The following is a 25,161-nucleotide window of genomic DNA, read 5'->3' as shown; positions in this document are numbered from 1 at the left end:
GAGTTAGAAGAAATTCTGTTTGAGCGTTGTCAAGTTCTTTTAACACAGCAATTTGCAATCAAGGCTATAACCCAGTACCATTGGTGGCCGAAAATTCAGGTTTAATTACTCCGATGCTACCGGATTTTATATTACAGCGGTTTTCATATTGAAACCACATCGTCACAATCAAAATCCTTTAGGGACGTTCCAGAACGTCCTTACTGTGGTCTACTTAAATGAAAAGCGCTGTAAACCCGCCACACAAAAGATAAATATAAATTTATAGCAGTCGAAGGAAAGCTTAGGAAAGATCAAAAGCTTAAAACTCAGGCAACATAAGATTTTTCTTTCTTCCTTCTGCTATATTAGTCATAGCAATATAGTCAAAAGTTACTCTTCGTTCCTTTAACAGATGTTCAAAACGGTGATTGAAACTCTCCGTAAATTTAACAATTATATTAGGAGGCAGTGCCTATTGTGATGAGCAACTTTTGACTGAATTTTTGACGCAGGCTAACTGCCTGCGCTATTTTACACTACTGATACTCGGATTACACTCATCCTAACTAGCAGCAGCGTCAGCTTCTCGGAGAGCTTTGAGAATTTCAGGACGTTTCATACGCGCATAGCCACGAAGTTTCCGCTCTTGGGCAATTTTCTTCAGTTGTCTGAGTGATTTGGTATCATAATCATCAATGGGAACTTCTGGTTCTGCAGCAGCTTGAGCTTTAGTCTTTCTAGTAGTAGTTTTTGTTGTACTCGACTTAGACCTTGATGATGTAGAACTTGGTTTACTCTTGGTTGTTGTCTTACGCGGTGTCTCAGCTTTAGTTGCAACTTCTTCGGTAGAAGTGGCTTCTGGTATTGTTTGTAATTGACGCCGAACCGCAGATACTTGAGTTTTTAAGTCATCTTCAATATCTTGAACTAACTGGGAGAACTGATTAATTGTTTTGACAATTCCTTCCAGTTTTTTCTCTATTTGTTTATCGAGATCGTCAAGTTGTTTTGATAATAAGTCCACATTCACTCCTGATAAAGAATTAGAGGTTGTTTTATTTGTTGTTGAGCTTGTGATTTTTCTTGCCAATTTTTCTACCTTATCGTTAACTGAATTTTCTAGATTTGTAATCAAATTTTTGAGCTGTTCAATTTGAACAACATCCGTCCCTCGAACCTGCAAAGATTTTACTTGTTTTTTGAGTACCTCCTCATTTTTCTTGATAGATTGATCGATTTTTTTTGTGAGAGAATCTACTTTTTTATCGAATGATACCTCAAGTTGTTGCATTAGATGCTCAAAGTCTGGTGTTTCTACAACAGGTGGTTGAGTTAACTGCTCTATCTCTGCCACAGCTATCTTTGCTTGTTCATCTGTCATTTCATAAATCCAGGCCCATAGTTCCTTGATTTCAGCTTCTTTTGCAACTTGATACCAATCAGCACCACGAACTATTTCGTATTGCTGCTCGGAATCGTCATGATCTGTCAATCTCACAATTAATGGGATTAAGTTACTGCCTTGTTCAGAAAGACTCTTAACTAGAGCTTCATGTCTTTCAGCAGGAATATCTCTTACCTGAGAGTCTGGTACAGTGATTTGGGATATGGGAGTCAATTCCAAACTTACTGGTTGTACTGGTAAATCTTCTTGTCGATTTTTTCGCTTCGTTGATGAAACCATTTGCTTTCAACTTTCCTTGGTTCCTAAAATCAAATAAAGGTTTTGGGCTAATACTGCCTAGATAGCATTCTCCCGGTTACATTTTTTTTGTGGCTCCTCATTTATCACTTTTGATGATAAATTCAAGATTTCCAGCTATTACAGCTATTGGAAAAACCATAATTTCATCACAGTTTGATAAAATAGGATTAAGTGTCGGGAGGTGAGCAAACTGCTTAGTGCTGCCAAACAGGACTTATGATTATTGCATAATCTGGGAAATTATAATTAATTCTCAGGCTAGAAATTCATACAGCTATAAGTAAGTACGATCTCCAACATTACTTTTTGAACTTGTTAGTTTTTGCTATGCCTTAGTTTATTTTTTTTCTTACCCAGATTTTACTTTCACAAAGTTACTTTAGCATACTTTCATTGACTATGGAAGACAAATAATTTATCATCTTAGTAGCAATTGATTTTTTGCTATGAACTCAGTCAACACTTATAGCAGGGAACAGCGGTGTGACCCCGCGGGGTGCGACAGACGCATGGGAAAAGTATTTCTCTGTCTTACGGTTCATCATTAACATAAGTCCTGACCAACTCGTTCCTTGCTATACTACCTTTTGTTGCAGTTATCACTTTAAGACTACAATTTTGACTAGGTATTACCCAGTTAGGATTGTAGGAATGGCGCTCTGCTTCAATTACTCTGAATTAAATTAGCTTATGGCAGTAGATTTTATGGCCATATCAGGGAGCGATCGCATTACTCCATCCAAATATCTGTAGTTATTTTTTAACTTTTTTGCAAAAAATAGTCAAGGTGTACCTATCTGATTAATAATAATATTAATTGGTTGATTTTTGCAAGTGAGGAACAGACGATCGCATGGATGTTAAGGATTTAAAATTTCTATTAAAATTACTGAGCTATAAAAATTATCAAGTATCTTTTACTAAAATTCAACTAGAGTCTGAAATGAAGGTCTCTGAGAAAAATGAAATTTGCTCCAGACTTTGCGATCGAGGGTTGGTAAAATTTACTGGAGAAGTTACAAAAATTAATATAGCACCTCAAGGAAAATCACTCCTAAATAATAAAAAAGCTGTTAACTTACTTACCACCGAAGAATTGAAAGTGCTCAAAGCAACTGCTAAAGCTGCTATTTCTCCAGCGGAGACTGGTCTTGATACTAGCTATAGGAAAGCTGTTATCACAGACTTACTACAGCAAGGTTTGATTAAAGTTATAGATCAAAAAATCAAAGATGTTTGGTTGACAGAAAAAGGAAAGCAATTTTTGTGCCAAGAATATTCTTCTCGCAGCACTGCAAAAGAGATATCCTTAAAAATGTTAAGCGACTATCTTGATTTAATGCGTACTAACTGTTCGCTTTACTTCCCTAAACAAGAAAAACAGCAGTTTTCCAAGATGCCTGATCAACCCACTGACTCTGAGATTTTAGCTGTGATTCGAGATTTAGACCAAAATCTAGGCACAAATAACTATCTACCCATTTTTCATCTGCGACACAAATTACAACCTCCTTTATCTAGAGAAGAACTAGATCTAGCACTTTACCGTCTAGAAAAAAGTGACCAGATAGAATTAAGCTCCTTACAAGAAGTAAGCTCCTACACTCCAGAACAATTTGAAGCAGGTATACCTCAAGATATTGGTGGAAGTTTGTTTTTTATAATTCCCTACTAAATTTTCCGGTGTTGGTGATTTGAGGTATAATATCCTGTGTCCCCTCCGGGGGAGCTACGCTAATGGATAAGAGCGTGAACAAAAAACCTTCTCCTTCTACTACTCTTTCTTCCCTCCTGACTCCTGACTCCTAAATCATTAAGATTAATATCATACACGCGCTTCAGCAACACCAATTTTCCTATATCTGCTATCGTAATTCTCTAACCAGTCCAAAAAATATTACCAGTTTATAGTATGACATCTATAGATCAGATTATTCAAAGAGAAACCAATCCTTTCGATCAAGTAACTCTTTATACTATTAATTTTTGGCAAGAGCAACAAAATCCTAACTGGAATGTCGATTCTATCCATCAAAATATTATCTCTGATATAGAAACAGTGCTAGAGCAGGTTGCCCAGGAAAATCGTCCCCGAACTTTGATACTGACTGGTGACTCTGGTTCTGGTAAAAGTTATCTTTTAGGAAGAATCAAAAAATTATTCAACACAAAAGCTTTTTTCGTTTATATTGATCCTTGGCCTGATAGTGATTACATTTGGCGTCATATTTTGCGTCAAACAGTAGACTCTCTGATGAAAACTCCAGAGGGTCAAACAGATTCTCAGTTGTTACTATGGTTAAAAGGTCTACTAGATTCACAAAATAGTAGTTTATTCCAAAAAATTATTGGTGAAAGAAAAGTATTTATTAGAAATCTCAAAGGTATTTATTCTTCTGGAATTTATAATCCTAATGATTTTTTCAGCGCCTTTTATCATCTGTTAAATTCAAATTACATATCGATTGCTTGTGAGTGGTTACGGGGGGACAATTTGGACGAAGATGATTTAAAATCTTTGGGAATTAAAAGTAGTATAGATTCTGAAGATTCTGCTCAGAAAATTATGACGAATTTGGGAATTATTTCGGCTGCATCTCAACCGATTATTTTATGTTTTGATAATCTTGATAATATTCCTCGGTTATTGGATGGCTCGTTAGATTTACAAGCATTATTTAATGTCAATTCTAGTATTCATACTCATTGTCCACAAAATTTTCTGATAATTATTAGTATTATTACGAGTACATGGAAACAAAATTATGAATGGATTCAACCTGCAGATAAAACTAGAGTAAATGCTGGATATTTTCATCTTAAACCAATTACTTTAGAACAGGGAAAAGCAATATTGGCAGCTCGTTTGATCCCTTTGCATTCTCTGGCAAAACCAAAGCCTAAATCACCTATATTTCCTTTGTCAACAGAAATATTAGAACAGAAGTTTTCTAGAGGTAAAACTCTGCCTCGTAATATATTGGAATTGGGACGTAAGGAATACGATCGATACAAAAACAAATTATTATATGAGTCAGGAAATGTCCAAAAATTAACACCAGAAACAAAATTAGAAACTTTTAAATTAATTTGGCAAGATAAATATCAAAAAACTCAGAAAAAAATTAATAAAATTACCGATTTTGCAGCACAAGAATTGATTAGAATGCTACAAGAAGTATTAATTGCTGTAGAATGTAAAGAGGTAAAAACTAAATTATTAAGCGGTAAATATGCTAGTCATTCTTTGAGCTATCAACAACAAAATAAAGAGGGAATTATCGGTGTTGTTTGGACAGAAGATAAAAATATGAATAGTTTTTATAATACTATGAATGCTTGCCAGAAAGTGGCAGATAAAAGTTTATGCCAAACTTTATATCTAGTGAGAGCTGCTGAGGTTGGAAATGCCAAAAATATGAGCAATAGAATATATAGAAAAATTTTTAAGGGTAGGTTGAAAAATTGTCATATTCAGCCCAACCTGAAATCTGTATATTTTTTGGCTACATATCATAGTTTGGTGAATGCTGCTCTAGCTAATGAATTAATGATTGAAGGTAAGATTATTAGTCTCAAAGAGTTAGAAGAAATAATTTGTGAATCACAGATTTTAAACAGTTGTAGTCTATTACGAGATTTATCTGTAGTTGACTCAACAGATAATCAAGAACAACAAAGCGATTCAGATTTATCAGATTTAGATGAGGTGAAGGATTTTGTGGTAAATTTAATTAAAACAGAATGTTTTATGGAGCGCAAAAACATAATTGAAAATACACTAAATAAATTTATTAACATAGAGCAGTCAAAAATTTATACAATTATTGAGGAACTTGAAGGAGAACAGAAAATCAAAAATATTACTCCTACATCAAAATTAGATCGAAAACTAGTTTGTTTTATTCCTATTTAATAACGAACATTTAATTAAAGTTAGGAACGATAAATTAAAATCAATATTTAGTAGATCAAAATTTAGTAGATCAAACTGATAGTTTTTGAAATTTTTTTAGTGATCTTAACTGCTTAAAAACCTGGAAAATCAGGATAGTTTGTCAATGCCAATAACTAATAAACCTCAACTACAGTCTCCCCCATTCAGTGTTACCAATGTTAAAGTTGCTTTTGAGTGCCCGCGTTTATTTTATCTCAAACAACGTTTTGGGGGCGACCATATATTTTTGCCAAAAGATTATATCCAGGAAATTGATAGTGCTTTTCTCGACTTAGCTAATCAGTTGATTAATATGATTAGAGAAGAATCTAGGATTCAAGCTTTGTTTAAGGGGAAGTTTGAGGAATTGATGGTAGAAGTGATCGCTAATCAAATACAACAATTATTTTATGAGTTGATTTTCTTTCCTTATTTAGACACAATAATTACAAAGGATTCTAGTCTAGCAACAGCACTCTATCAAAGTTGGCAGGTCTTAATTAAACTAATTTTAAATATATCTAAAATTATTGTTAAAAATCGGCGTTACTGCCATGAAAGTATTGTAGTTCGTCGCACATTAATTACAAGGGAAATACTACTAGATTATACTTTTAAAATACCAGATGGTGAGAATCAAAAGTTAACAGGAAAAGTTAATAATTTAATTTTTGATTTTGAGTATCGTCGTTTATGTGTGGTTAATTATCAGACTTATGAAACTGTAGAAGTATCGTCTCAGTTAATGGCGGTTGCTTTGTATAGTTTTCTACTGAAGCAAAAGAAAAAAGTGCCTGTTAATGCGGTTGTTTATTGGGTTTTGCCTGAGTTTGGAGAGTATCATTATTCATGGGAAAAACTTGAGAATATGGTGGAGAGTTTAATTCCTGCTAAGTTACAGGAGATGCGGGTGTGGTTAAGGTGGGAGGAGTCTCAACCAGACCCACCTCCAGCAACGGAGCATGAGTATTTATGCGATATTTGTCCTCAGAGGGAAAAGTGTCAGAGTTTTTTTGATAGGGATTGGTAGGAGTTATCAAAAGTAGGTTGGGTAGAACGAAGTGTTAGCGTTTGCGCAGCATTCTGTAGGAAACGTTTGACAGGATTCATGTTCTTCACCAAGACTTACTTCTCTGGCAGTATCGTCCTTAGTCCTTCAGGCTTATCCGCTTTTAGCCCATGCACCCTCGAGTAATGGTTGTTAACCCATTAAACCTGAGCTGCGAAGTCACTCCCTAGCTGAGAGGGGAGGAATTGAACCTGCATAGGGTATGAGTTTTTAACCTTTTGGTTAAAGGGTCATGTTGCAGTCATGGCTTCTTTGACCCAACGAGTCGCACTCAACCCAACCTACGGATACTTGGTATTTTTGGTGTGAGGGAATGCGATCGCTACTTTCTATTCTGGTATATATGCTATTTTTCTGAGTTTTTCGTAGGTTGTTTTCCCGAAACCAATTCCCTTTTTAGTTTGTTGTTTAAGATTTTCCCAAGTTAAGTTTTCTCCAGACTGTTTCCATAACATTAAGCTCGTAACGTTGAGAAACTGCTTGAATCTGTTTTGGTAATGTATATTGTACAAATCTATTGTTAGGGTTAATTTTACAAGGCAGTACACCTAATATTTCTATGTCTGGTTTATTCATCATTTGTCTAAAACGGTTAACATCTCGCTGAAGATAATTTTTAACATTAGATAAACCTTGATTAGCAAATGGTTTTAAGTCTGAAGGAATGATTAAATAGTTAGCACTAACTAGGGGAACAAAGGCATACAAATTCAAAGAAGGTGGTGTATCTATCAGGGCAATATCATATTTTTATTAGACAAATTTTAGTTTTTTTATTAGCGCAGTTTGAGTACTTCTCAGACCGTTTAACTCACCTTCAAGATCCATTAAATTTATATGAGAAGGAATTACATCTACTTCTGGATTATTAAACCTAGAAGCTCTAGCTACTTCTGGAATACTAGAATATTCATCGTATCTCAACACATGATAAATATAAGAGTCTTTGATATCATCAAATTGTTCATCATCAAATTTAATTAGACCTGTCGCAAAAGTTGTATTCGCCTGACTATCTAAATCAATAACAATAACTTGATAACCTTTTTTACTCAAAGCGGCAGCTAAATTAACCACTGTTGTCGTTTTTCCAACTCCACCTTTATTGTGATAGACAGCAATTACTTTCATAGAATTTCTCCTACCTTGATTAATTGGATTAGACTCTGTTTCAATGTTTACTAAGTTTTCCTGATTTTCGGGAATATTGCTAACAATTTCTTTTGTCTCAGATTGAGTAGCGATCGCCTCACTTACACCTGCTTTTTCTACCGGAGTTTCTGGTATATTACAACTCTCTTTTTGACGCAAATAGTCTCGACCTACTATTTTTTTAATTTCTTCTATTTTGTCATCAATTTCAATTCCCAAACAACTAAAAATTAACTCAATCTGATTTCTGTCTCTTTGATAAATCCTAATTTATTTAGCATTAGTTAACAACCCATATTTTACATTTCTACTTGTTAAATAATGCCTCAGTTTTCGTTGATGGCGGTCTAAATTTTCTCTCGGATGTTTTGCCTCCATAACTAAACTCAATGGAGAATCTCCATCTAAACGAAAAGGTAACTTCTGGACAGCAAATGATAAAAAGTCTAAACGGATACTACCCAAAGTTAGTTCTTGATGTCAATGTTCGATACCGTATCCTAATTTTGGCAGTAGATAACTAACAATTAGTTTACTTTCTACTTCGCTTTCATTGCGACATAAGTCTGGATTAAAACTCAAGGTGATTATTCCTTAATTTTGAATTTTTTCCTTGATTAATTTATCCGATCCTATCCAACGGATTAATTGATGTCAATCTTGACAATTTGATTCAGTTGTATTACTTTTTTTTCAGTATTTTTACAGTTTTATACCAATTTATAAAAGTGGTATTATCAATTAATTTTATTCTGCTTGGGGTTATTTTTCTAAGAGCATCTTGCTCCCGTTGAGTATCAAGATACCCTATAAAAAAAATCCGGTCAAAATGCCGGATTATATAAAAATTGATAAATGAAAAATTAGTGGTATGTGTTAATGGGGTTTGAATCCCTATTAAAAACCTTGAGAAGCTGATAGCTAATAGCTGATAGCTGACCGCTTTCCTGACTAAAATTACTGGGAAACTTTCTGAGCATCATACTCTTTAAAAGTTAGGTAAAACTTAGTTTGATCATACAGATGACATTTCTCTGTTATCTCCTTCATTAAAGACCAAGAAAACTTAGTTTCATAAAGTTTATCTCCCCATTGATCCTTCAAAAATTGATGTGCTTTCCTGAGATTATATGAAGGAATTCCTGTAGAGACATGATGGGGAATATGCACATTAATATCATGGCAAAGAAACTCTACCCACCGGGGATAATCACAATGTACTGTACCAAATAATTGAGCCTCCGCTTCATTCCACTCTTCTACAGGAGTAAAAGGAATTTCTGGTACTGTATGGTGAACAATAGTAAATGTACTCATCCAGAAATGGTAAACCAACCAAGGCATTAACCAAAACTTGACCAGACCCCACAGGCCAACTGTAGCGATAAGCAGAGGAAAGGCGATCGCGCTAAACCCGAAAACTACCAACGCAGAAAACTTGACATCTTCCCTATCTTTAGCTTCAAATTTTCTCCAATCAAAATGGACAACCGCCCAGTGAGCAACAGATCCTAACCACCAAAATCTTCCACGCATAAACTGATACACTGACTGCATCAAGCTACCTGCATTCCCATAATCTTCTGGATACCAAGGTTGCCAAGCATTATCTTCCCCCATTTTATTCGTATGTTTGTGGTGATAATTATGGCCTATTCGCCAGCCATGAAAGGGATAAATTAAAGGCAAAAACACTAAGTGACCAACCAGGTCGTTGACCCAGCGACGGTTAGCAAAAGAACGATGACCGCAGTCATGGCCAATAACAAAAAAACCAGTCAATGCTGTGCCAGTGAAAACCCAAAGTAGGGGCAATAAAAACCAAGGTGTAATTGTTAGTCCCCAGTAACCTAATACAACCATAAAAATATTGACTGCTACCATTGTCCATGTTTTCCATTTATCTTTGAGAAAAACTTCACGAGGTAGAGTTTTTACAATATCTTTAAGTTGTAGTTGCTCGTTTCTAATCTCAGAATTTCCATGAGTAGATTCTGCAATTGATACTGTCATAAATTATTTGAGTTCTCCGTATTTTTTTTGTGGTTATGTAGTAGATTTATGATTCCGAAAAAAAACGCCAGCGCAAATACTTTGCTGGCAGTTTTGACCACAGAAAGTAGTTAACAGAAATTTTTAAGACATACTAGAACTTAGTGAATCTTAGTCAATTTTGTACACAATAACACTGTAGTAAAACCTTTCTTGTTACATCATAATCTTGTCATTATCAAAGTCAATTAATTGATTTGGTTACTACTACTATCTGATTTTTTATTCATCAAGTTGAGCAATCATTTATTTATTCACAATTTTTATTGATTGAATTATTTTTCAACCTCTGAGACTAATTTTCTAAGTTTCGTTCTTTTATAGTCCGCAATTCCAACAATAAAGTTTCTACTTCTGCCTCAAGATGGAGCAACTTAACTTGTTGATCTGTTTGATACAAAGATTTCATCTTTTCTTGAGTGTAGTTTTGATTGCTTGATACCCCTGAAACATTTACCCTTTTAGAAGTATCTACAGAAACAGATGCACTGGACAAATTGGATATACTGTTAGACATCAGTAACTTACTAGCCATTTATACTTACTTCACTTATTTTTCTATTGTAACCGGAATATTAAGATAAATTACAACAAATTAAACTATTTAACTTCCGGCATTAAAAAGTTGGAGTACCATATCCAACACTAAACATTTGGATAATACAATAAGATTAGTAAGGTTTAGTATCCTTCTTAACCATAGATTTGATTAAGTTTTCATTGTAAAAATTCGGTAAGTGGGAAAAGTGCCAGTTTAACGGCTCGATGGAAACAACGCGACGGGTAATAAAGCGTAGTCAAAATATGCGATAATCAAGGTATAAAGACACAATGACCTTTGAACCATGGTGAGAGCATCGTTAGCTAATGGACGCTTCAGTTAAAGGGTGGTTAACCGAAAAGGTAGCCCAGTGCTAGCCAGCACTCTGTTTCCAGCCGTTAGTCAGCACCTTGTACCTCAAAGCGAGTGAATCAACCAACAACTTTAAAAGTAGTCTCAATGGTCGAATGACCGGAGAGGGTAGTGGCGATTGGCACCGCCTTGTGAGCTGCTGCTGTATGCGTACTATGGTACGGTAATGGCAATGTGGCCGTTACGAGCAATGTGAAAATCGCGGATTTATCCCGATAGAAAACTCCTAATCACGAATCCACGCGGATTTATCCAGTGGAGTGTCAACCTTACTAAAAATTGACCAAAAAGTTATTTATAGCTTTGGCCTAAGGTAAAAAAACTAAACTTTACAGTAAAAAATTCAAAACTTAAAAATGACCTTAACACGGCCCTTTTCTCAGTCAAAATTACAAGGCTGGCCTGGTTTGATAGAGGCATATAGATCCTATCTACCAGTGACAGAAGAAACTCCTGTAATCACATTGCAAGAAGGTAATACTCCTCTCATACCTGTGCCGACGATCGCCCATCAAATAGGCGGCCAAGTAGAAGTCTTTATCAAATATGATGGCCTTAACCCCACAGGTAGTTTCAAAGATAGGGGCATGACTTTAGCTATATCCAAAGCCAAAGAAGAAGGGGCAAAAGCAGTAATCTGTGCTAGCACAGGCAATACCTCAGCTGCCGCTGCTGCTTATGCTAGACGAGGTGGGATGCGAGCATTTGTCATAATCCCAGATGGTTATGTTGCATTAGGAAAATTAGCCCAAGCCTTATTGTATGGTGCAGAAGTCTTAGCCATCAAGGGAAATTTTGACCAAGCCTTAGAAATTGTCCGAGATGTGGCCGCTAAATATCCTGTCACTTTAGTTAACTCAGTTAATCCCTATCGCCTAGAAGGTCAAAAAACAGGAGCTTTTGAGGTAGTGGACACTTTGGGGGATGCCCCAGATTGGTTATGTATTCCTGTAGGAAATGCCGGAAATATCACAGCATATTGGATGGGATTTTGTCAATACCATCAAATCGGAAAATGCGATCGCCTTCCGCAAATGATGGGTTTTCAGGCAGCAGGGGCGGCACCCATTGTTCAAGGTCATCCTGTAGTCCAACCGGAAACAGTGGCCAGCGCCATTAGAATTGGCAATCCTGCTAGTTGGGAAAAAGCTGTAGCAGCTCAACAAGCTAGTCAAGGAAGTTTTACAGCGGTTACCGATGAAGAAATATTAGAGGCTTATCGTTTATTGGCGTCCAATGAAGGAATTTTTTGCGAGCCTGCTAGTGCTGCTTCTGTTGCGGGTTTATTGAAAGTCAAAGACCAAGTTCCCAGAGGAGCAAAAGTAGTTTGTGTACTTACTGGTCATGGTCTCAAAGACCCAGATGTGGCGATTAAACATAGCAATAATCAGTTTCGGCAGGGAATAGAGCCAAATATAGAGGCAGTAGCGGAAGTTATGGGGTTTTAAAGGAAGGAAAAAGGAAAAAGGAAAATATTTTTGGTTCTACTTTTGAGCTTTTCTCTCTAATCTTTACTACTGGGTAAGCGGGGCAATGGCCTTTCATTGGGCGGCAACTGAGCAGCATTGGGAGATAAGCTTTCCTTTAGTTGGATTTGATTTTGAGCTTGAATATTGGCTTCTGTTTTTGGCTGAATATCAGGAGTAATTTCCGATTTCTGTTGTTTGCTTGCTTTTGCTTTGGCCAGAATATCTACTGCATCTGCCAAAGCATTTGTTAAACTTGTACGAGTATTTGTATGATTGACTTTCTCTTGTTCGAGAGCTTCAGTTAATTTTTGGACTTGTGCAAAAGCACGCTCCCGTTCTTGGACTACTTCAATTATTTTGGCCTTAAATTCAGCTAAAGTTTGTAAATTTTCGATTTGCTGTTCAATAGTTGTTGCACTTTCATCTATACTCTCTTCAACAGATGGAAAACCTTGTAATTTCTGAGCTTGGGCTTTTAAAGTCTGAATAGTTTCTTGAGCCAGTTGAGTTTCCGTTCGTCGTTGTTGAGCTTCAGTATTGTAGAGTTGACGCCACTTAGAGGCACTATCCTGGGCAACATTTAATTCTGTTTGAAGTTTTACTATTTTCTCTTGAAGAGCCTTAATTTCATTTAACCACGGAGTTATGTCCTGACTCATATCATATTTTAGATTATAGAGTGTTCATTTAATCGGGTGATTTTCCCGCGAAGGTTGTCTTTGCAATTTTAAACTATACCAAGAGAAGTATAGTTTAGGACAGTAGATACTGAAAGGAAACAGGGAAATACTATAGCGCTACATAAATATGCTCTTGATATTCCTCAGTAAGAAGTCAAAAGTTAAAAGTAAAATAAGTATTTATGCTTAATATTTAACTGAGAATTTGACTCGTGATAAAGGTAAATGAGGATAATTCATATAATATAAATACCTCAGTAAGCTACGGATTTTATGTAAGCATTCAGCTATTAGCACTCAGCTATCAGCAATATGAGTAGTAGACATCTCCATAAAAGAGGGAACATGGAGTAGGGAGAAATAATTGACAATTTATAGATAATAATTGATTTTATTTTTAATTTCCACGCCTATTTCTAATCAATAATTACTTCTAAGAGCTAAGAGCTAATAGCTGATAGCTGACTGCTGAATGCTTACAATTTTTTTTTGTAAAATCACTTGTTAAAATTGGTATAATACCTTATATAATTATAGACTTTTGATACCTAGATTGGATTTTTTTTATCTGTGTATGACTTTAATGTTTATTTTTTTTAGTAATTTTTTTCTATAAAAGATTACTATTTACTTTTGATTTTTGCCCGAAATAAAGTAATTTATCTTAGTACATTTTCCGAAATTTATAAATTTATAATTGTTATTTTGAAGTTTTTGTTAGTTGACAAATTATTCTCTACTATAGCAAGGAACGAGTTGGTATTTGACTGATATTGATGATGAATTGTAAGACAGATAAATATTTTTCCCACTGTTCCCTGTTCCCTATTTCCTATTCCCTATTCCCTGCTATACAAGTAACTCAGATAAACCTTTTTACCTAAAAGCCCTATGAGCTTTTTCCATTTTTTACGTCACTTTAATTCTGCCACATTGCGAGAAGTTTTAAACCACTCCAATAGGCAGCGATTTTTCAACTTATTAACTCCAATTGCTAAACGTGGCTATGGCATGATATTGACGATATTAAAAAGGATAGTCAAACATATACTGAAGCGAATAATTCGCTTTTTTCAGTTCCTTCTTCATCTAAATTTTAATACCATTAAACAAGTATGTATTTGTGCTGGCAAAAGCAGATTATCAGGTTTATCAGCCGAGATGGCCTATAATGCTATGCTCGCTTTATTTCCCGGATTATTAACAATAATTGCAGCAATTGGATTATTTGAATCTTTGCGATTGCCTCTATTACAAATGGGTAGTTTACTAACAGATATAGTACCTAATCAAGTGCGATTTTTAATTAGCAGTGCTGTTGATGAAATTCTGAAAACCCGCAACAAAGAAATATTTTCTTTCAGTTTTATTGGCTCAATATGGATATTTTCTAGCGTACTGACTTCTGCTATGGCAGCTCTTGACGAAATTCATCAAGTTCCTCTTGAGAAAAAACGACCTTTTTGGAAAGCAAAATTAGTTTCTTTAGGACTAACTATTGGTACTCTCATACTATTAATTATTGCCTCTGGATTAGTATTAGTTAGTGACTTAATTGTAGACATGATTGCTCGGCAAAGTTGTTTACTAGAAACTCTGCCAAATTGTCCCCCTGACCAGGTTGCTAGTTGTTTATTTCAAGAACCAGTTGATAATTGTGTGTTGAAGTCACAATTATTAGAAACTTGGGGTCAATTAAGATGGCCGATTACTTTAGGAATAGTTTCTACAGCTTTTGCTTTTGTTTATCGTTTTGGTCCGAGTCGTAGAAGGAAAGGTACACCTATTATGCCTGGTGCAATTATATCAGCATTAATGTGGGCAGGAGCTTCTAATTTATTTCGTTTATACGTTTTTCATTTTGGTAACTATAACCGAACCTATGGAACTATTGGTACTTTTATTATTTTATTGTTGTGGTTATATATTAGTTCATTGGTGGTATTAATTGGGGCACAATTAAATGTAACAGTAGGGGAGGCAATGGCACGGGATAATGTTCCGCATCTACTACAGGAACGCTAAGTTATAGAAGGAGGAGTAAAGTATGAGAAAGTAAGCATTTAGCCGCCAGCTATCAGCTATCAGCTATTGTTTTTAGTTTTAGATAAAAGCTTTACTAACTGAGTGAGAATTAAATCTTACTATAAAAGTCAGCTGAAAAAGTCTATATTCATTTAAACCCCCTCCTTTTGTTGAGAACTGATAGCTAATAGCTGAATGCTTACTAGAAAAAACGGCAAAAAAAGTCTGAATTAATGTGGTCGTTGTAAAAGGCTAATCACACCAGTTGTTATGGATAAAAAAATTAGAAGTAAAAGCACTCCTCCTGGTAAAAATGCCAGAATTTTTAAGCCTCTGAGGAGCCATACTAATAGAGTTAAAATTGTGAGGATGCCACAAATGTAAGAAAATTGGGGAATTGGAAAATTAGAATTTTTACTCATGGAGTTTAGATAATATCTATATGGATTTAACTATCAAAAATATTGTCACTATTTTAGTAAGCATTCCGTTTGTCATGCTACGCAAACAGCTATTAGCATTTCCTACGGAATGCTCCGCAAACAGCATTTCCGTTTGTCATGCTACGCAAACAGATGTATGAACGTACAGGACTTACTAAAGTTAGTTAGTGACCTTTTTCTTGACTGCGGAATGCTACGCAAACATAATTTTGAATTCTCCTTCTAAGATAATAAGTTAATAGCTGATAGCTGACTGCTGAATGCTTACCTATTTTAACTTAATGCCTATATAACCAAGTTGATAAGATTGACGCATTAAAAGTAATGCTTGTAAGACAGAAGATTTGCCTGTGCTATTTAGACCAGATAGCAAAGTCAGTGGTTTAAATGATAAAAGCTGATTGGCAAAATGTTTAAAGTTTTTTAGATGTACTGAACTAATCATTTAGAACTTCCTGGATTATTTTTTCAATAGTTTCAAAACGATATTCTATCTTATCTTGAGCTTGAGATATAGACTTGGCAAATTCTTTGTCTTGATCTACATATTTAGCAAAGTTATCTAATAATTATTGCGTCTGATTTTTAAGTTTTTGAGTTTGTTGAGAATTAAGCTGACTAATATGAAATGACCAGGTTTCAAACAAAGCTTTATTAACTGGAAATTTTCTTTGTTTCTTCGATTTACGGAAAGCTTCATCGCCAAATATTTCTTGACAAACAATCATAGTCTTTTTGAATTTATTTTCAAGTTCTTCAATTTCATAATCAGATAAATCATTAATTTTTTTCATAGCATTATCTAAAAATTCTTCTCTGCCAGAGTTGGCATAATTTTTATAAGAATTAGATGTAAGCATAACTGCTAAAGCGCCTAGTACAAATTCCCGATCATCCATACGTTTGATTCGTGATTCACCGAGTTGAATAACATTAGTAAATTCTGGATATTTAGCAAGTTCAGCTAATAATTTTAGGACTTTACCAGGATTAAGAGCATGACGTATTTCTTGAGGAGTTAAACGTTCTCCTCCTGTATTAATACGTTTAAAAATATTGTACTTAACTTTAGCTGGTGTACCTGGTGCAATTAGATATACAGTAACTTGAGTTTCTTCAATACGACGTTGATATTTACGAGGTAATTTTTGATAGGTTTTACCATCAAGTTCATTGCCCAGATATTCTAAACCTGTTAACCGTAAATTATTATCGCTTTTAATAATAAACTGCTTTAAAGCTGAAAGTCTTTGCAATCCATCTATGACTAACCAGTTGTCTTCATTAGTACCATCGATATAAAAAGGTGGCAAAGGAATCCTAATAATAATAGATTCAATAAATCTACTTTTAACGTCATCTTTCCATATATCAGAATGACGCTGAAAATCTGGAGCTAAATCAAGAACTTTTTCATTTATTCTTCTCACCAACTGTTCAATTGTAGGTTCTCTAGTAATAAAATTAATTTTCTCTGGATCGTAAATTAACTCATATTTTTCATAAGCTTCCTCCTCATCATTTTCTGCCTCTTGATATTTGTTTGAATTTTCTTGACTGCTCATAGGTTTGACTGCCATTCTTTAATTTTGATTATACCATCTGAGATTAGACTCAATTCTTAACTATCTATTTCAAATTGACAACTACTATAAAGAAGTATATTATCAAATAGTAAACCTTGATTTTTCCTATTTCTATTTACCTTAATTTATCAATTTATAGATATTAGCGATCGCTCACAAAACAAAACTTAATTCCGATAAAAATATCATGTCTATATCCAAATCAATTTCTCAAATTATCCTCCTAATACTTATTTCCATTATTATCAAAAATTTTGAGAATATAATGTCAAGCATTGAATCTAAAGAGTCTTTATATTTAGATTAATTGTCAATCTCTGAATCTGAGCGATCGCTCAATCACAAATAATTTCAATCTCTACCAAAATTTAATGTATAAATCCAAATCAATTTACCGAATCATCCTCTTAACACTAATTGCAATTTTCACAACAATTACATTGGTATTTGCATCTAATCAAATTAGCAAAACCCCACAAAAAACAGAAATTCGTGGTGTTTGGATAACCAATATTGACAGCGAAGTTTTATTTTCCACTACAGCAACAAAAGCAGCAGTAAATCGTTTAGCAAATCTCAACTTCAACACACTATATTCTACTGTTTGGCAAGGAGGTTATACTCTCTACCCTAGTCAAGTAGCTCAACAAGTATTTGGCAAATATTTAGACCCTACACCTGGTTTACAAGGACGAGATTTTTTACAAGAAGTTATTAACGAAGCACATGAAAAAAATTTAACAATTATTCCTTGGTTTGAATTTGGTTTCATGGCACCAGCAGATTCAGAATTAGTAAGATTACATCCTAATTGGTTAAGCAAACGTAGAGATGGAACTACTATAAAAATGGAAGGTGAATATCAGCGAGTTTGGCTTAATCCCTTTCATCCAGAAGTACAACAATTTATCTTAGATTTAGTAATGGAAATTGTGACTAAATATGATATAGATGGGATTCAATTTGACGACCATTTTGGCTTACCTGCCGAATTTGGTTATGACGATTTTACAGTCAAATTATATGAAAAAGAACTTCCTGGTTTATCCCCTTCTGAAAATTATCAAGAAACTTTTTGGGTGCGTTGGCGAGCGGATAAAATTAATAATTTTATGGGGCGGGTTTCTGAAGAAATAAAAGCGATAAAACCAGACTGTATTATTTCTGTATCTCCTAATCCTTTGCACTTTGCTTTACCTGCTTATTTGCAAGACTGGTTGACTTGGGAAACAGAAAAATGGATTGATGAAATTGTTTTACAAGTTTATCGTCCAGATATTAAACGTTTTATTAATGAGTTGGAACGAACAGAGGTTAAATTAGCTAAAAATAATATTCCTTTTGCCATTGGAATTTTGAGTGGTTTGAAAAATAATTCTACTCCGATAACGACAATTGAAGAACAAGTAGAAGCAGTGCGGAAGAGAAATTTTGCGGGAGTATCGTTCTTTTTCTATGAAAGTTTATGGAAGTGGGGAAAAGAATCAGAAAATATCAGAAATGAAGCTTTGGAAAAAATATTTCAGGGAAAGATTTCAAGACCACATATCTCTAGTTCAAAGAAAGAAGGAAAACCATTGAAGTCGTAAATTTTTGCCTCTCAAATAAATAGTAGAGGGGAAGGCTAGAAATTTTTCTGACTTGGGTAAAGGGAAAGACTAGAAGTAGTAATTTTTTCCCTCTGCAGTAAATAGTAGAGGGGAAAAGGTAGGAATTTTTCTGACTTGGGGGAGGGAAGATACTAGAGTAAATAGTAGAAGGGAAAAGGTAGGAATTTTTTCTGACTAGGGCAAAGGGAGAGACTAGAAGTGACAATTTTTTCCTCTCCAGTAAATAGTAGAGTCAAAAATATAGAAATTTTCTCTAACTTTCTCCTAACACAGAACTCAAGCAAGCAAATTTTTTCCTCTCAGATAAATAGTAGAAGGGAAAAGGTAGGAATTTTTCTGACTAGGGCAAAGGGAGAGACTAGAGGTGGCAAATTTTTTCCTCTCAAATAAATAGTAGAGGGGAAAAGCTAGAAATTTTTCTGACTTGGGTGAGGGAAGAGACTAGAAGTGGCACATTTTGCATTGTGACAAACAACTAATATCTATTCATTTAACACCTTAATTTCATAAACTTTAAATCCTGCACCTCTAGGTAAAGGTCTGCCATCCATTCCCATTGGATAAGACCCATAAGCACTCTTCGGTTGATATGGTTTACTATCAACATATTCTCCTTTTGCTTCAAATGCTTAACTTCTTCCTTTTTATTTGGTACAAGAAGGAAAGTTTATGGTAATATTATTAGGCTTTTTCAACAATACAAATATATGCACCGAATAGCAGCTACTCCTGGTGGTTGGAACCCTCAAGCAGAAGGGGTAATTTTTATCGAACAAACTCCCGCACCAATAATATTTTTAACAGCAGCAGATACGGATATTCAAACATTAGCAGCAGCAGTTAATAAGTTACCTTTTGATTTTCCACAACTACGAGTTGCTAATTTACTTCACTTACAACAACAGTTAACTATTGATACTTATGCTGATGATATTTTATCTAAGGCAAAAGTAATTATTGTTCGACTTTTAGGGGGGCGCTCCTATTGGTCTTATGGTTTGGAAGTCTTGCTAGAAGCGATCGAAAAAGAAGGGGCAAAACTAATAGTAATTCCTGGAGATAACCGCCCATATCCAGATTTAATTAGTCATTCTAATGTTTCAATTTCTCTAGTTAATCAATTCTGGCAATATTTAATAGAAGGTGGGGTAGATAATTTTGTTAATGGTCTCAAGTTTATCGCTAATATTTGTCTGGGAAAAGATTATGATTTTGCCTTACCTATACCAGTGTCGCGAGTCGGAATTTATCCTTGGCAAAAAGAAGAGCAAACCACAAAAGCAAAAATCGGAATATTATTCTATCGCGCTCATTATCTATCTGGAAATGTTGCTCCTATAGATGCTCTTTGCCAAGCTTTAATAGAAAAAAATTTAGAACCTGTACCAGTCTTTGTTTCTTCTCCTAGAGATGTAGAAGTACAGGGAGAAATATTGGAATATTTTCAACCTGAAAATGCTGAAGCAATTCAATTATTGTTAAACACGACCAGTTTTGCTGTCTCTGTTGTGAATAATCAAGATTTTGCACTGGAAAAATCTCCTAACCCACCCTTGCTAAGACAGGGAAAAAATTTAGACATTCCAGTTTTACAAGTAATTTTTAGTGGTGGAAATTTTGAGCAGTGGGAAAGTCAGTTTCAAGGTCTTTCGCCACGGGATGTGGCAATGAATATTGCACTGCCAGAAGTAGATGGAAATATTATTAGTCGGGCAATTTCTTTTAAGGCGGTTCAAACTTGGAATTCGGATTTAGAAACAGATGTAATTAGTTATTTTCCGGTTCAAGATAGGATTGAATTTGTGTCAGAATTAGCTGCTAATTGGATAAAGTTACGACAAACTCCAGCATCTCAACGTCGCATCGCATTAATATTAGCAAATTATCCTAATCGTGACGGTCGTCTTGCTAATGGAGTCGGGTTAGATACTCCTGCTAGTTGTGTAGAAATTCTTCAAGCTTTACAACAAGCTGGTTATTATTTGGAAAATATTCCAGCAACAGGGGATGAGTTAATTAAATGTCTAACTTCGGGGGTAAAAAACGATTTGGAAAGTCGTGAATTACGTCCTGTTTTCCAGTCTTTATCCTTGGCAGAATTTGAAACATATTTTGCTAGTTTGCCACAGGTTGTACAAGAAAAAATTATTCAGAGATGGGGAAATATAAATGACAGAGATTTTGTCATGGCAAACACGTATTTTGCCACTGATGTACAGATTAATTCCACAAAAATTCCGCCATCTTTAGAAAAAGATGTTTCTAGTAATTTTTCAGAATTTCAGAAAGATAATCAGAAAAAAGAAAACGACGAAAATTTTGCCACTGATGTACAGATTAATTCCACAAAAATTCCGCCATCTTTGGAAAAATATATTTCTAGTAATTTTTCAGAATTTCAGAAAGATAGTGAGGTAAAAGAAATAGATAATTTTCCTATTCCAGGTATTCAGCTAGGAAATATTTTTGTTGGTATTCAACCTTCGCGGGGTTACGATATCGACCCCAGTTTAAATTATCATGCTCCAGATTTAGAACCTACCCCTAATTATCTAGCTTTCTATTATTGGTTGAGAGAAAAATTTCAAATAGATGCAATTATTCATGTGGGAAAACATGGAAATTTAGAATGGTTGCCCGGTAAAAGTGTCGGTTTATCTCAAGAATGTTTTCCAGAAATAGCTCTCGGTGCTTTGCCACATTTTTATCCTTTTATTGTTAACGATCCAGGGGAAGGTTCTCAAGCTAAACGGAGGTCTCAAGCTGTAATTATTGACCATTTAACACCACCCATGACCCGTGCAGAACTTTATGGCCCTTTGCAACAATTAGAAACTTTAATTGACGAATATTATGAAGCACAAAATTTAGACCCATCTCGGTTATCTGTGATTCGCGATCGGATTATTAATCTGATAGAAACAGAAGGTTTGGATAAAGATTTATCATTTTTGGGAAATAATTTAGACTCCTCTTCGTCTTCTTTCCCAAGTAGGGAAAAATTTTCTATAGAAGTAGAAGTTTTGAATCAAGATTTATCCTTTTTACCCAAAGATTTAGATTTCTCCGAGTCTTCGTTTCAAAGTAGGGATAAATTTTTCATAGAAGTAGAAGCTTTAAACCAAAATTTATCCTTTTTTCCCCAAGATTTAGATTCCCTTTCACCTTCTTCCAAAAATAGGGATAAGTTTTTCATAGAATTAGAATCTTTGAACCAAGATTTCTGCTTTTTGCTCAAAGATTTAGATTCTCCCCAACTCCCCTTAAAAAAAAGAGAGAAAATTGAAAAGGATGAAAATACTAGATTTTCCGAATTAATCACTAATGCAGATGGCTATCTTTGTGAATTAAAAGAAGCACAAATAAGGGATGGTTTACATATATTTGGACAATGTCCTCAAGAGCGACAACTACGAGATTTAATCATAGCGATCACTCGTCATCCTAGTACTACTCGTTTGGGTTTGACTCGCGCTTTAGCTGAAGATTTGAATTTGGATTTTGACCCTCTCACAGATGACTTTTCTACAATTATTGATGAGAATTTAATTATGGATGGAAAAGTCTGTCGTACTGTGGGTGATGCTGTGGAGTTACTCGAACAAAAAGCAGCTAATTTAGTCGAAAATTTAATTAACCAAAATCAGATTAACTCTCCCTTCCAACAGACAAATAAAGAATTAGAATGGATTCGTCAAAAACTTCTACCTTCTCTGCAAAAAACAGACCAAGAAATTATCAACTTATTAATAGGATTAGATGGCAAATATATCCCTAGTGGTTCATCTGGCGCTCCTACAAGAGGTAGACCAGACGTTTTACCTACAGGTCGGAATTTTTACTCTGTAGATATTCGCGCCATTCCTACAGAAACTGCTTGGAGAGTAGGACAATTAGCAGCAGAAAATTTAATCGAAAGATACACTCAAGAAAATGGCGAATATCCTCAAACTTTAGGGTTATCAGTATGGGGAACTTCCACGATGCGAACTGGTGGAGATGATATTGCCGAAGCACTTGCTTTATTAGGTGTAAAACCTGTTTGGGATAGACCTTCTCGAAGAGTTATCGACTTTGAAATTTTGCCAGTTTCAATATTAGGAAGACCCCGTGTAGATGTAACTTTAAGAATTTCTGGTTTCTTTAGAGATGCTTTTCCTAATATTATCGATTTATTCGACCAAGCTGTTATTGCTGTGGCTAATTTAGATGAACCTGAAACAGAAAATCCTTTAGCTGCTCAAGTTAAAAAAGAAGTCAAATATTGGCAAGAATTAGGATTAACAGAAACTCAGGCAAAAGCACGTTCCCATTATCGAATATTTGGCTCTAAACCAGGAGCTTATGGTGCAGGTTTACAAGGTTTAATCGAATCTCAAAATTGGCAAGATGACCAAGATTTAGCCAGAGCTTATATTAATTGGAGTGGCTATGCTTATACAGGAATTAATAATAGTTATAACCAGGAAGCTAGAGCAATAAATTCTCCCAAAGCATTTTCTCAACGTCTTAAAGAAATGCAGATAGTTTTGCATAATCAAGACAATAGAGAACATGACTTATTAGATTCAGATGATTATTATCAATTTCAAGGAGGAATGACCGTTGCAGTTCGTGCTTTAACTGGCAAAAATCCTCATACTTATTTTGGCGATAATTCCATGGCAGAAAATCCCAAAGTTCGACAATTGAAAGAACAAATTGCTAGGGTTTATCGTTCCAGAGTAGTTAACCCTAAATGGATAGCTGGAGTAATGCGTCATGGTTATAAAGGAGCTTTTGAAATGGCAGCCACAATAGATTATTTATTTGCCTACGATGCTACAGCAAAATGTGTAGAAGATTTTATGTATCAAGGAGTAGCAGAAACTTATATTTTTGATGAGAATGTACAATCATTTATTCAAGGAAAAAATCCTTGGGCATTGCGAGATATGGCAGAAAGATTATTAGAAGCAAATCAACGAGGTTTATGGCAGTCAGCTAATCAAAAAATCTTAGATAAATTACAGGCGATCGCTCTAGAGGCAGAAGGAATAATTGAGAATTTAGAATTCAGAATTTAGAATTCAGAATTCAGAATTCAGAAGTAACTTGTACCCATAAATAGTTGAAAATTTTATTAGAAAGTCAAGTCAAACTTTGTCATTTTTGCCGAAAAATTAAGGTGGAAAGCTTCTCCTTTCAAGGAGAAAAAAAAATCTTTTAAACAATCCTATTCTGAAAAAGAAGAGGTAATTATTAATTATTAATTGTTAATTATTAATTATTGAACCAACCTTGTCATTCAAAAAATTCTTGGGCATTGCGAGATATGGCAGAAAGATTATTAGAAGCAAGTCAACGAGGTTTCTGGCAGTCAGCTAATTAAAAAATGTTGGAAAAATTGCAGGCGATCGCTCACTTAAGCAATTGAGAATTATGAATTGAGAATTCAGAAGTAATTTGTATGCAGAAATAGTTGAAAATTTTATTAGAAAGTAAAGTCATATTTTGTCATTGTTACCCAACTTTTTCATTCAAAAAATCCTTGGGCATTGCGAGATATGGCAGAAAGATTATTAGAAGCAAATCAACGAGGTTTATGGCAGTCAGCTAATCAAAAAATCTTAGATAAATTACAGGCGATTTTTTATGATTTTTTTTTGCTAAAACAAACTAATTTTACACCTTATCAGTACGAAAATTGCTATATTCAAATTCAACCAAATCTATAACCTTTTCAAAATAGGCATTAATTTTTCATTGAATGCTTTATATCCTGCCCGATTAAGATGAAGAAAATCTCTACTATATTCTTCCTTAACTTTTCCTTGTTCATTTGCCAAAATCGCTTTTGTATCGAAAATTATCACATCCTTGTTTTCCAAAGAATAAATAAAATCATTCACTTCCTTAATAGCTAACTCTACATCCGGCGACCAAAAAAGTTTTCTCTCAAGTGGCACTTCAGCAATAGGAAAAATAGTTGTCAGAATCACAACCGCACCAAGCTGACGAGATTGCTTGACAATTTCTTTGACATTTGATTTACAGTCATAAATAATTATCTCTTTATTCTCAGGAAATATTGGAATTCTGTATAAATCATTCACACCAACTTGAACTATCACAATATCCGGAGATAAAGGTTTTAGATGTTGATTCAATCTTCCTAAAACTTGCCCTGTAGTTTGCCCATAAATTCCTCGATTAACAAAATTAAAATCATCAAAACCTTTAGGTGAATTCCAACCACGGGCACGAGAATCTCCAAAAAAAAATATAGTTTTTTTTGATTGAGATTTTTAGCCTCTTTGGGATTAGTATCAATCGGATAATATTTTATGGCAAGTGGATTTAATTGTAGAGAGTTTAATTGTAAATAATAATTCCTACTCCTAAAAAATAGGAAATTCAGCCCTACTGAAACTAATATAATTATTGATAAACAGATAATTATCAATTTGTTTTTGTTCATAATTCATCAACGCTAAAATCAAAGTTAAACTAATCTTAGCAAGAAGTAATAGAAGGCAAAAATGACAACTATTGAGTA

The 25,161-nt window shown here is 34.6% G+C and carries 16 protein-coding genes and 2 pseudogenes; 9 read left to right on the top strand and 9 right to left on the bottom strand.

Annotated features, from left to right (window positions below; all coding sequences use genetic code 11):
- Positions 1-544: 544 nt before the first annotated feature.
- On the bottom strand, positions 545-1,666 hold the full coding sequence (locus tag F6K06_RS27615) for a ParB N-terminal domain-containing protein (RefSeq protein ID WP_124145671.1): 1,122 nt from the start codon (positions 1,664-1,666) through the stop codon (positions 545-547).
- Between the two features lie 964 nt (positions 1,667-2,630).
- On the opposite strand from F6K06_RS27615, the gene F6K06_RS27610 reads away from it, so the two are divergent.
- The 3 genes from F6K06_RS27610 (at position 2,631) to F6K06_RS27600 (ending at position 6,654) form a co-directional block, all read left to right on the top strand.
- Positions 2,631-3,362 (top strand): hypothetical protein, encoded by a 732-nt coding sequence (locus F6K06_RS27610; RefSeq protein ID WP_240039003.1) that lies wholly within the window; start codon positions 2,631-2,633, stop codon positions 3,360-3,362.
- Positions 3,363-3,599: 237 nt separating this feature from the next.
- Positions 3,600-5,603 carry an ATP-binding protein gene (locus tag F6K06_RS27605; protein WP_124154771.1) on the top strand — a complete coding sequence of 668 codons (2,004 nt, stop codon included), beginning with the start codon at positions 3,600-3,602 and terminating at the stop codon, positions 5,601-5,603.
- A 145-nt stretch (positions 5,604-5,748) separates the two neighbouring features.
- Positions 5,749-6,654 carry a PD-(D/E)XK nuclease family protein gene (locus F6K06_RS27600; protein WP_124145656.1) on the top strand — a complete coding sequence of 302 codons (906 nt, stop codon included), beginning with the start codon at positions 5,749-5,751 and terminating at the stop codon, positions 6,652-6,654.
- A gap of 447 nt (positions 6,655-7,101) precedes the next feature.
- On the opposite strand, the pseudogene F6K06_RS27595 reads toward F6K06_RS27600, so the two are convergent.
- From F6K06_RS27595 to F6K06_RS27580, 4 genes and pseudogenes are all read right to left on the bottom strand, one after another.
- Positions 7,102-7,824 (bottom strand): annotated as a pseudogene (locus tag F6K06_RS27595) (ParA family protein).
- A gap of 291 nt (positions 7,825-8,115) precedes the next feature.
- A complete protein-coding gene (locus tag F6K06_RS27590) occupies positions 8,116-8,310 on the bottom strand; it encodes a hypothetical protein (RefSeq protein WP_287243857.1) in 195 nt (64 codons plus the stop codon).
- A 492-nt stretch (positions 8,311-8,802) separates the two neighbouring features.
- Entirely contained in the window at positions 8,803-9,858 is a 1,056-nt protein-coding gene (locus F6K06_RS27585; RefSeq protein WP_287243855.1) for a fatty acid desaturase, read from the bottom strand.
- A gap of 334 nt (positions 9,859-10,192) precedes the next feature.
- Positions 10,193-10,414 carry a hypothetical protein gene (locus F6K06_RS27580; protein WP_124145658.1) on the bottom strand — a complete coding sequence of 74 codons (222 nt, stop codon included), beginning with the start codon at positions 10,412-10,414 and terminating at the stop codon, positions 10,193-10,195.
- A 752-nt stretch (positions 10,415-11,166) separates the two neighbouring features.
- Here F6K06_RS27580 and thrC point away from each other — a divergent pair.
- On the top strand, positions 11,167-12,258 hold the full coding sequence (gene thrC / locus F6K06_RS27575; RefSeq protein WP_124154770.1) for a threonine synthase: 1,092 nt from the start codon (positions 11,167-11,169) through the stop codon (positions 12,256-12,258).
- 56 nt (positions 12,259-12,314) lie between these two features.
- Here the strand turns inward: thrC and F6K06_RS27570 are convergent, their stop codons facing one another.
- Positions 12,315-12,938 carry a hypothetical protein gene (locus tag F6K06_RS27570; RefSeq protein WP_124145660.1) on the bottom strand — a complete coding sequence of 208 codons (624 nt, stop codon included), beginning with the start codon at positions 12,936-12,938 and terminating at the stop codon, positions 12,315-12,317.
- A 912-nt stretch (positions 12,939-13,850) separates the two neighbouring features.
- On the opposite strand from F6K06_RS27570, the gene F6K06_RS27565 reads away from it, so the two are divergent.
- Positions 13,851-14,984 carry a YihY/virulence factor BrkB family protein gene (locus F6K06_RS27565; protein WP_124145661.1) on the top strand — a complete coding sequence of 378 codons (1,134 nt, stop codon included), beginning with the start codon at positions 13,851-13,853 and terminating at the stop codon, positions 14,982-14,984.
- A gap of 711 nt (positions 14,985-15,695) precedes the next feature.
- Here the strand turns inward: F6K06_RS27565 and F6K06_RS27560 are convergent.
- Positions 15,696-15,872: an AAA family ATPase gene (locus F6K06_RS27560; RefSeq protein WP_240039005.1), complete on the bottom strand. Its 177-nt coding sequence runs from the start codon at positions 15,870-15,872 to the stop codon at positions 15,696-15,698.
- Positions 15,873-15,996: 124 nt separating this feature from the next.
- Positions 15,997-17,007, bottom strand: a complete 1,011-nt coding sequence (locus F6K06_RS27555) for a DUF262 domain-containing protein (protein ID WP_240039006.1) — start codon at positions 17,005-17,007, stop codon at positions 15,997-15,999.
- Positions 17,008-17,384: 377 nt separating this feature from the next.
- Between F6K06_RS27555 and F6K06_RS27550 the strand changes: the two genes are divergently transcribed.
- From F6K06_RS27550 to F6K06_RS27535, 4 genes and pseudogenes are all read left to right on the top strand, one after another.
- Complete coding sequence (locus F6K06_RS27550; protein ID WP_124145663.1) at positions 17,385-18,602, top strand: glycoside hydrolase family 10 protein; 1,218 nt, start codon at positions 17,385-17,387, stop codon at positions 18,600-18,602.
- 728 nt (positions 18,603-19,330) lie between these two features.
- Positions 19,331-23,689, top strand: a complete 4,359-nt coding sequence (gene cobN, locus F6K06_RS27545) for a cobaltochelatase subunit CobN (RefSeq protein ID WP_287243851.1) — start codon at positions 19,331-19,333, stop codon at positions 23,687-23,689.
- Between the two features lie 203 nt (positions 23,690-23,892).
- Positions 23,893-23,994 (top strand): cobaltochelatase subunit CobN, encoded by a 102-nt coding sequence (locus F6K06_RS27540; protein WP_124145666.1) that lies wholly within the window; start codon positions 23,893-23,895, stop codon positions 23,992-23,994.
- A gap of 130 nt (positions 23,995-24,124) precedes the next feature.
- Positions 24,125-24,340, top strand: a pseudogene (locus F6K06_RS27535) (cobaltochelatase subunit CobN); the annotation flags it as partial.
- Here F6K06_RS27535 and F6K06_RS27530 read toward each other — a convergent pair.
- Positions 24,335-24,889 (bottom strand): SGNH/GDSL hydrolase family protein, encoded by a 555-nt coding sequence (locus F6K06_RS27530; RefSeq protein ID WP_124145668.1) that lies wholly within the window; start codon positions 24,887-24,889, stop codon positions 24,335-24,337. The pseudogene F6K06_RS27535 and the gene F6K06_RS27530 sit on opposite strands and share 6 nt — an antisense overlap.
- Between the last annotated feature and the right edge of the window lie 272 nt (positions 24,890-25,161).

Origin of the sequence: Okeania sp. SIO1H4 (assembly GCF_010672695.1) — a bacterium.
In the GTDB taxonomy this organism is placed as follows: Bacteria; Cyanobacteriota; Cyanobacteriia; order Cyanobacteriales; family Microcoleaceae; genus Okeania; species Okeania hirsuta.
The sequence above is the reverse complement of the archived record's forward strand: the minus strand, read 5'-3'. Positions and strand labels throughout refer to the sequence as shown.

What these genes read in the sequence shown, in the direction of transcription:
- F6K06_RS27615 (WP_124145671.1), bottom strand. Translation starts at nt 1,666, where the DNA reads ATGGTTTCATCAACGAAGCGAAAAAATCGACAAGAAGATTTACCAGTA.
- F6K06_RS27610 (WP_240039003.1), top strand. Translation starts at nt 2,631, where the DNA reads ATGAAGGTCTCTGAGAAAAATGAAATTTGCTCCAGACTTTGCGATCGA.
- F6K06_RS27605 (WP_124154771.1), top strand. Translation starts at nt 3,600, where the DNA reads ATGACATCTATAGATCAGATTATTCAAAGAGAAACCAATCCTTTCGAT.
- F6K06_RS27600 (WP_124145656.1), top strand. Translation starts at nt 5,749, where the DNA reads ATGCCAATAACTAATAAACCTCAACTACAGTCTCCCCCATTCAGTGTT.
- F6K06_RS27585 (WP_287243855.1), bottom strand. Translation starts at nt 9,858, where the DNA reads ATGACAGTATCAATTGCAGAATCTACTCATGGAAATTCTGAGATTAGA.
- F6K06_RS27580 (WP_124145658.1), bottom strand. Translation starts at nt 10,414, where the DNA reads ATGTCTAACAGTATATCCAATTTGTCCAGTGCATCTGTTTCTGTAGAT.
- thrC (WP_124154770.1), top strand. Translation starts at nt 11,167, where the DNA reads ATGACCTTAACACGGCCCTTTTCTCAGTCAAAATTACAAGGCTGGCCT.
- F6K06_RS27570 (WP_124145660.1), bottom strand. Translation starts at nt 12,938, where the DNA reads ATGAGTCAGGACATAACTCCGTGGTTAAATGAAATTAAGGCTCTTCAA.
- F6K06_RS27565 (WP_124145661.1), top strand. Translation starts at nt 13,851, where the DNA reads ATGAGCTTTTTCCATTTTTTACGTCACTTTAATTCTGCCACATTGCGA.
- F6K06_RS27560 (WP_240039005.1), bottom strand. Translation starts at nt 15,872, where the DNA reads ATGATTAGTTCAGTACATCTAAAAAACTTTAAACATTTTGCCAATCAG.
- F6K06_RS27555 (WP_240039006.1), bottom strand. Translation starts at nt 17,007, where the DNA reads ATGGCAGTCAAACCTATGAGCAGTCAAGAAAATTCAAACAAATATCAA.
- F6K06_RS27550 (WP_124145663.1), top strand. Translation starts at nt 17,385, where the DNA reads ATGTATAAATCCAAATCAATTTACCGAATCATCCTCTTAACACTAATT.
- cobN (WP_287243851.1), top strand. Translation starts at nt 19,331, where the DNA reads ATGCACCGAATAGCAGCTACTCCTGGTGGTTGGAACCCTCAAGCAGAA.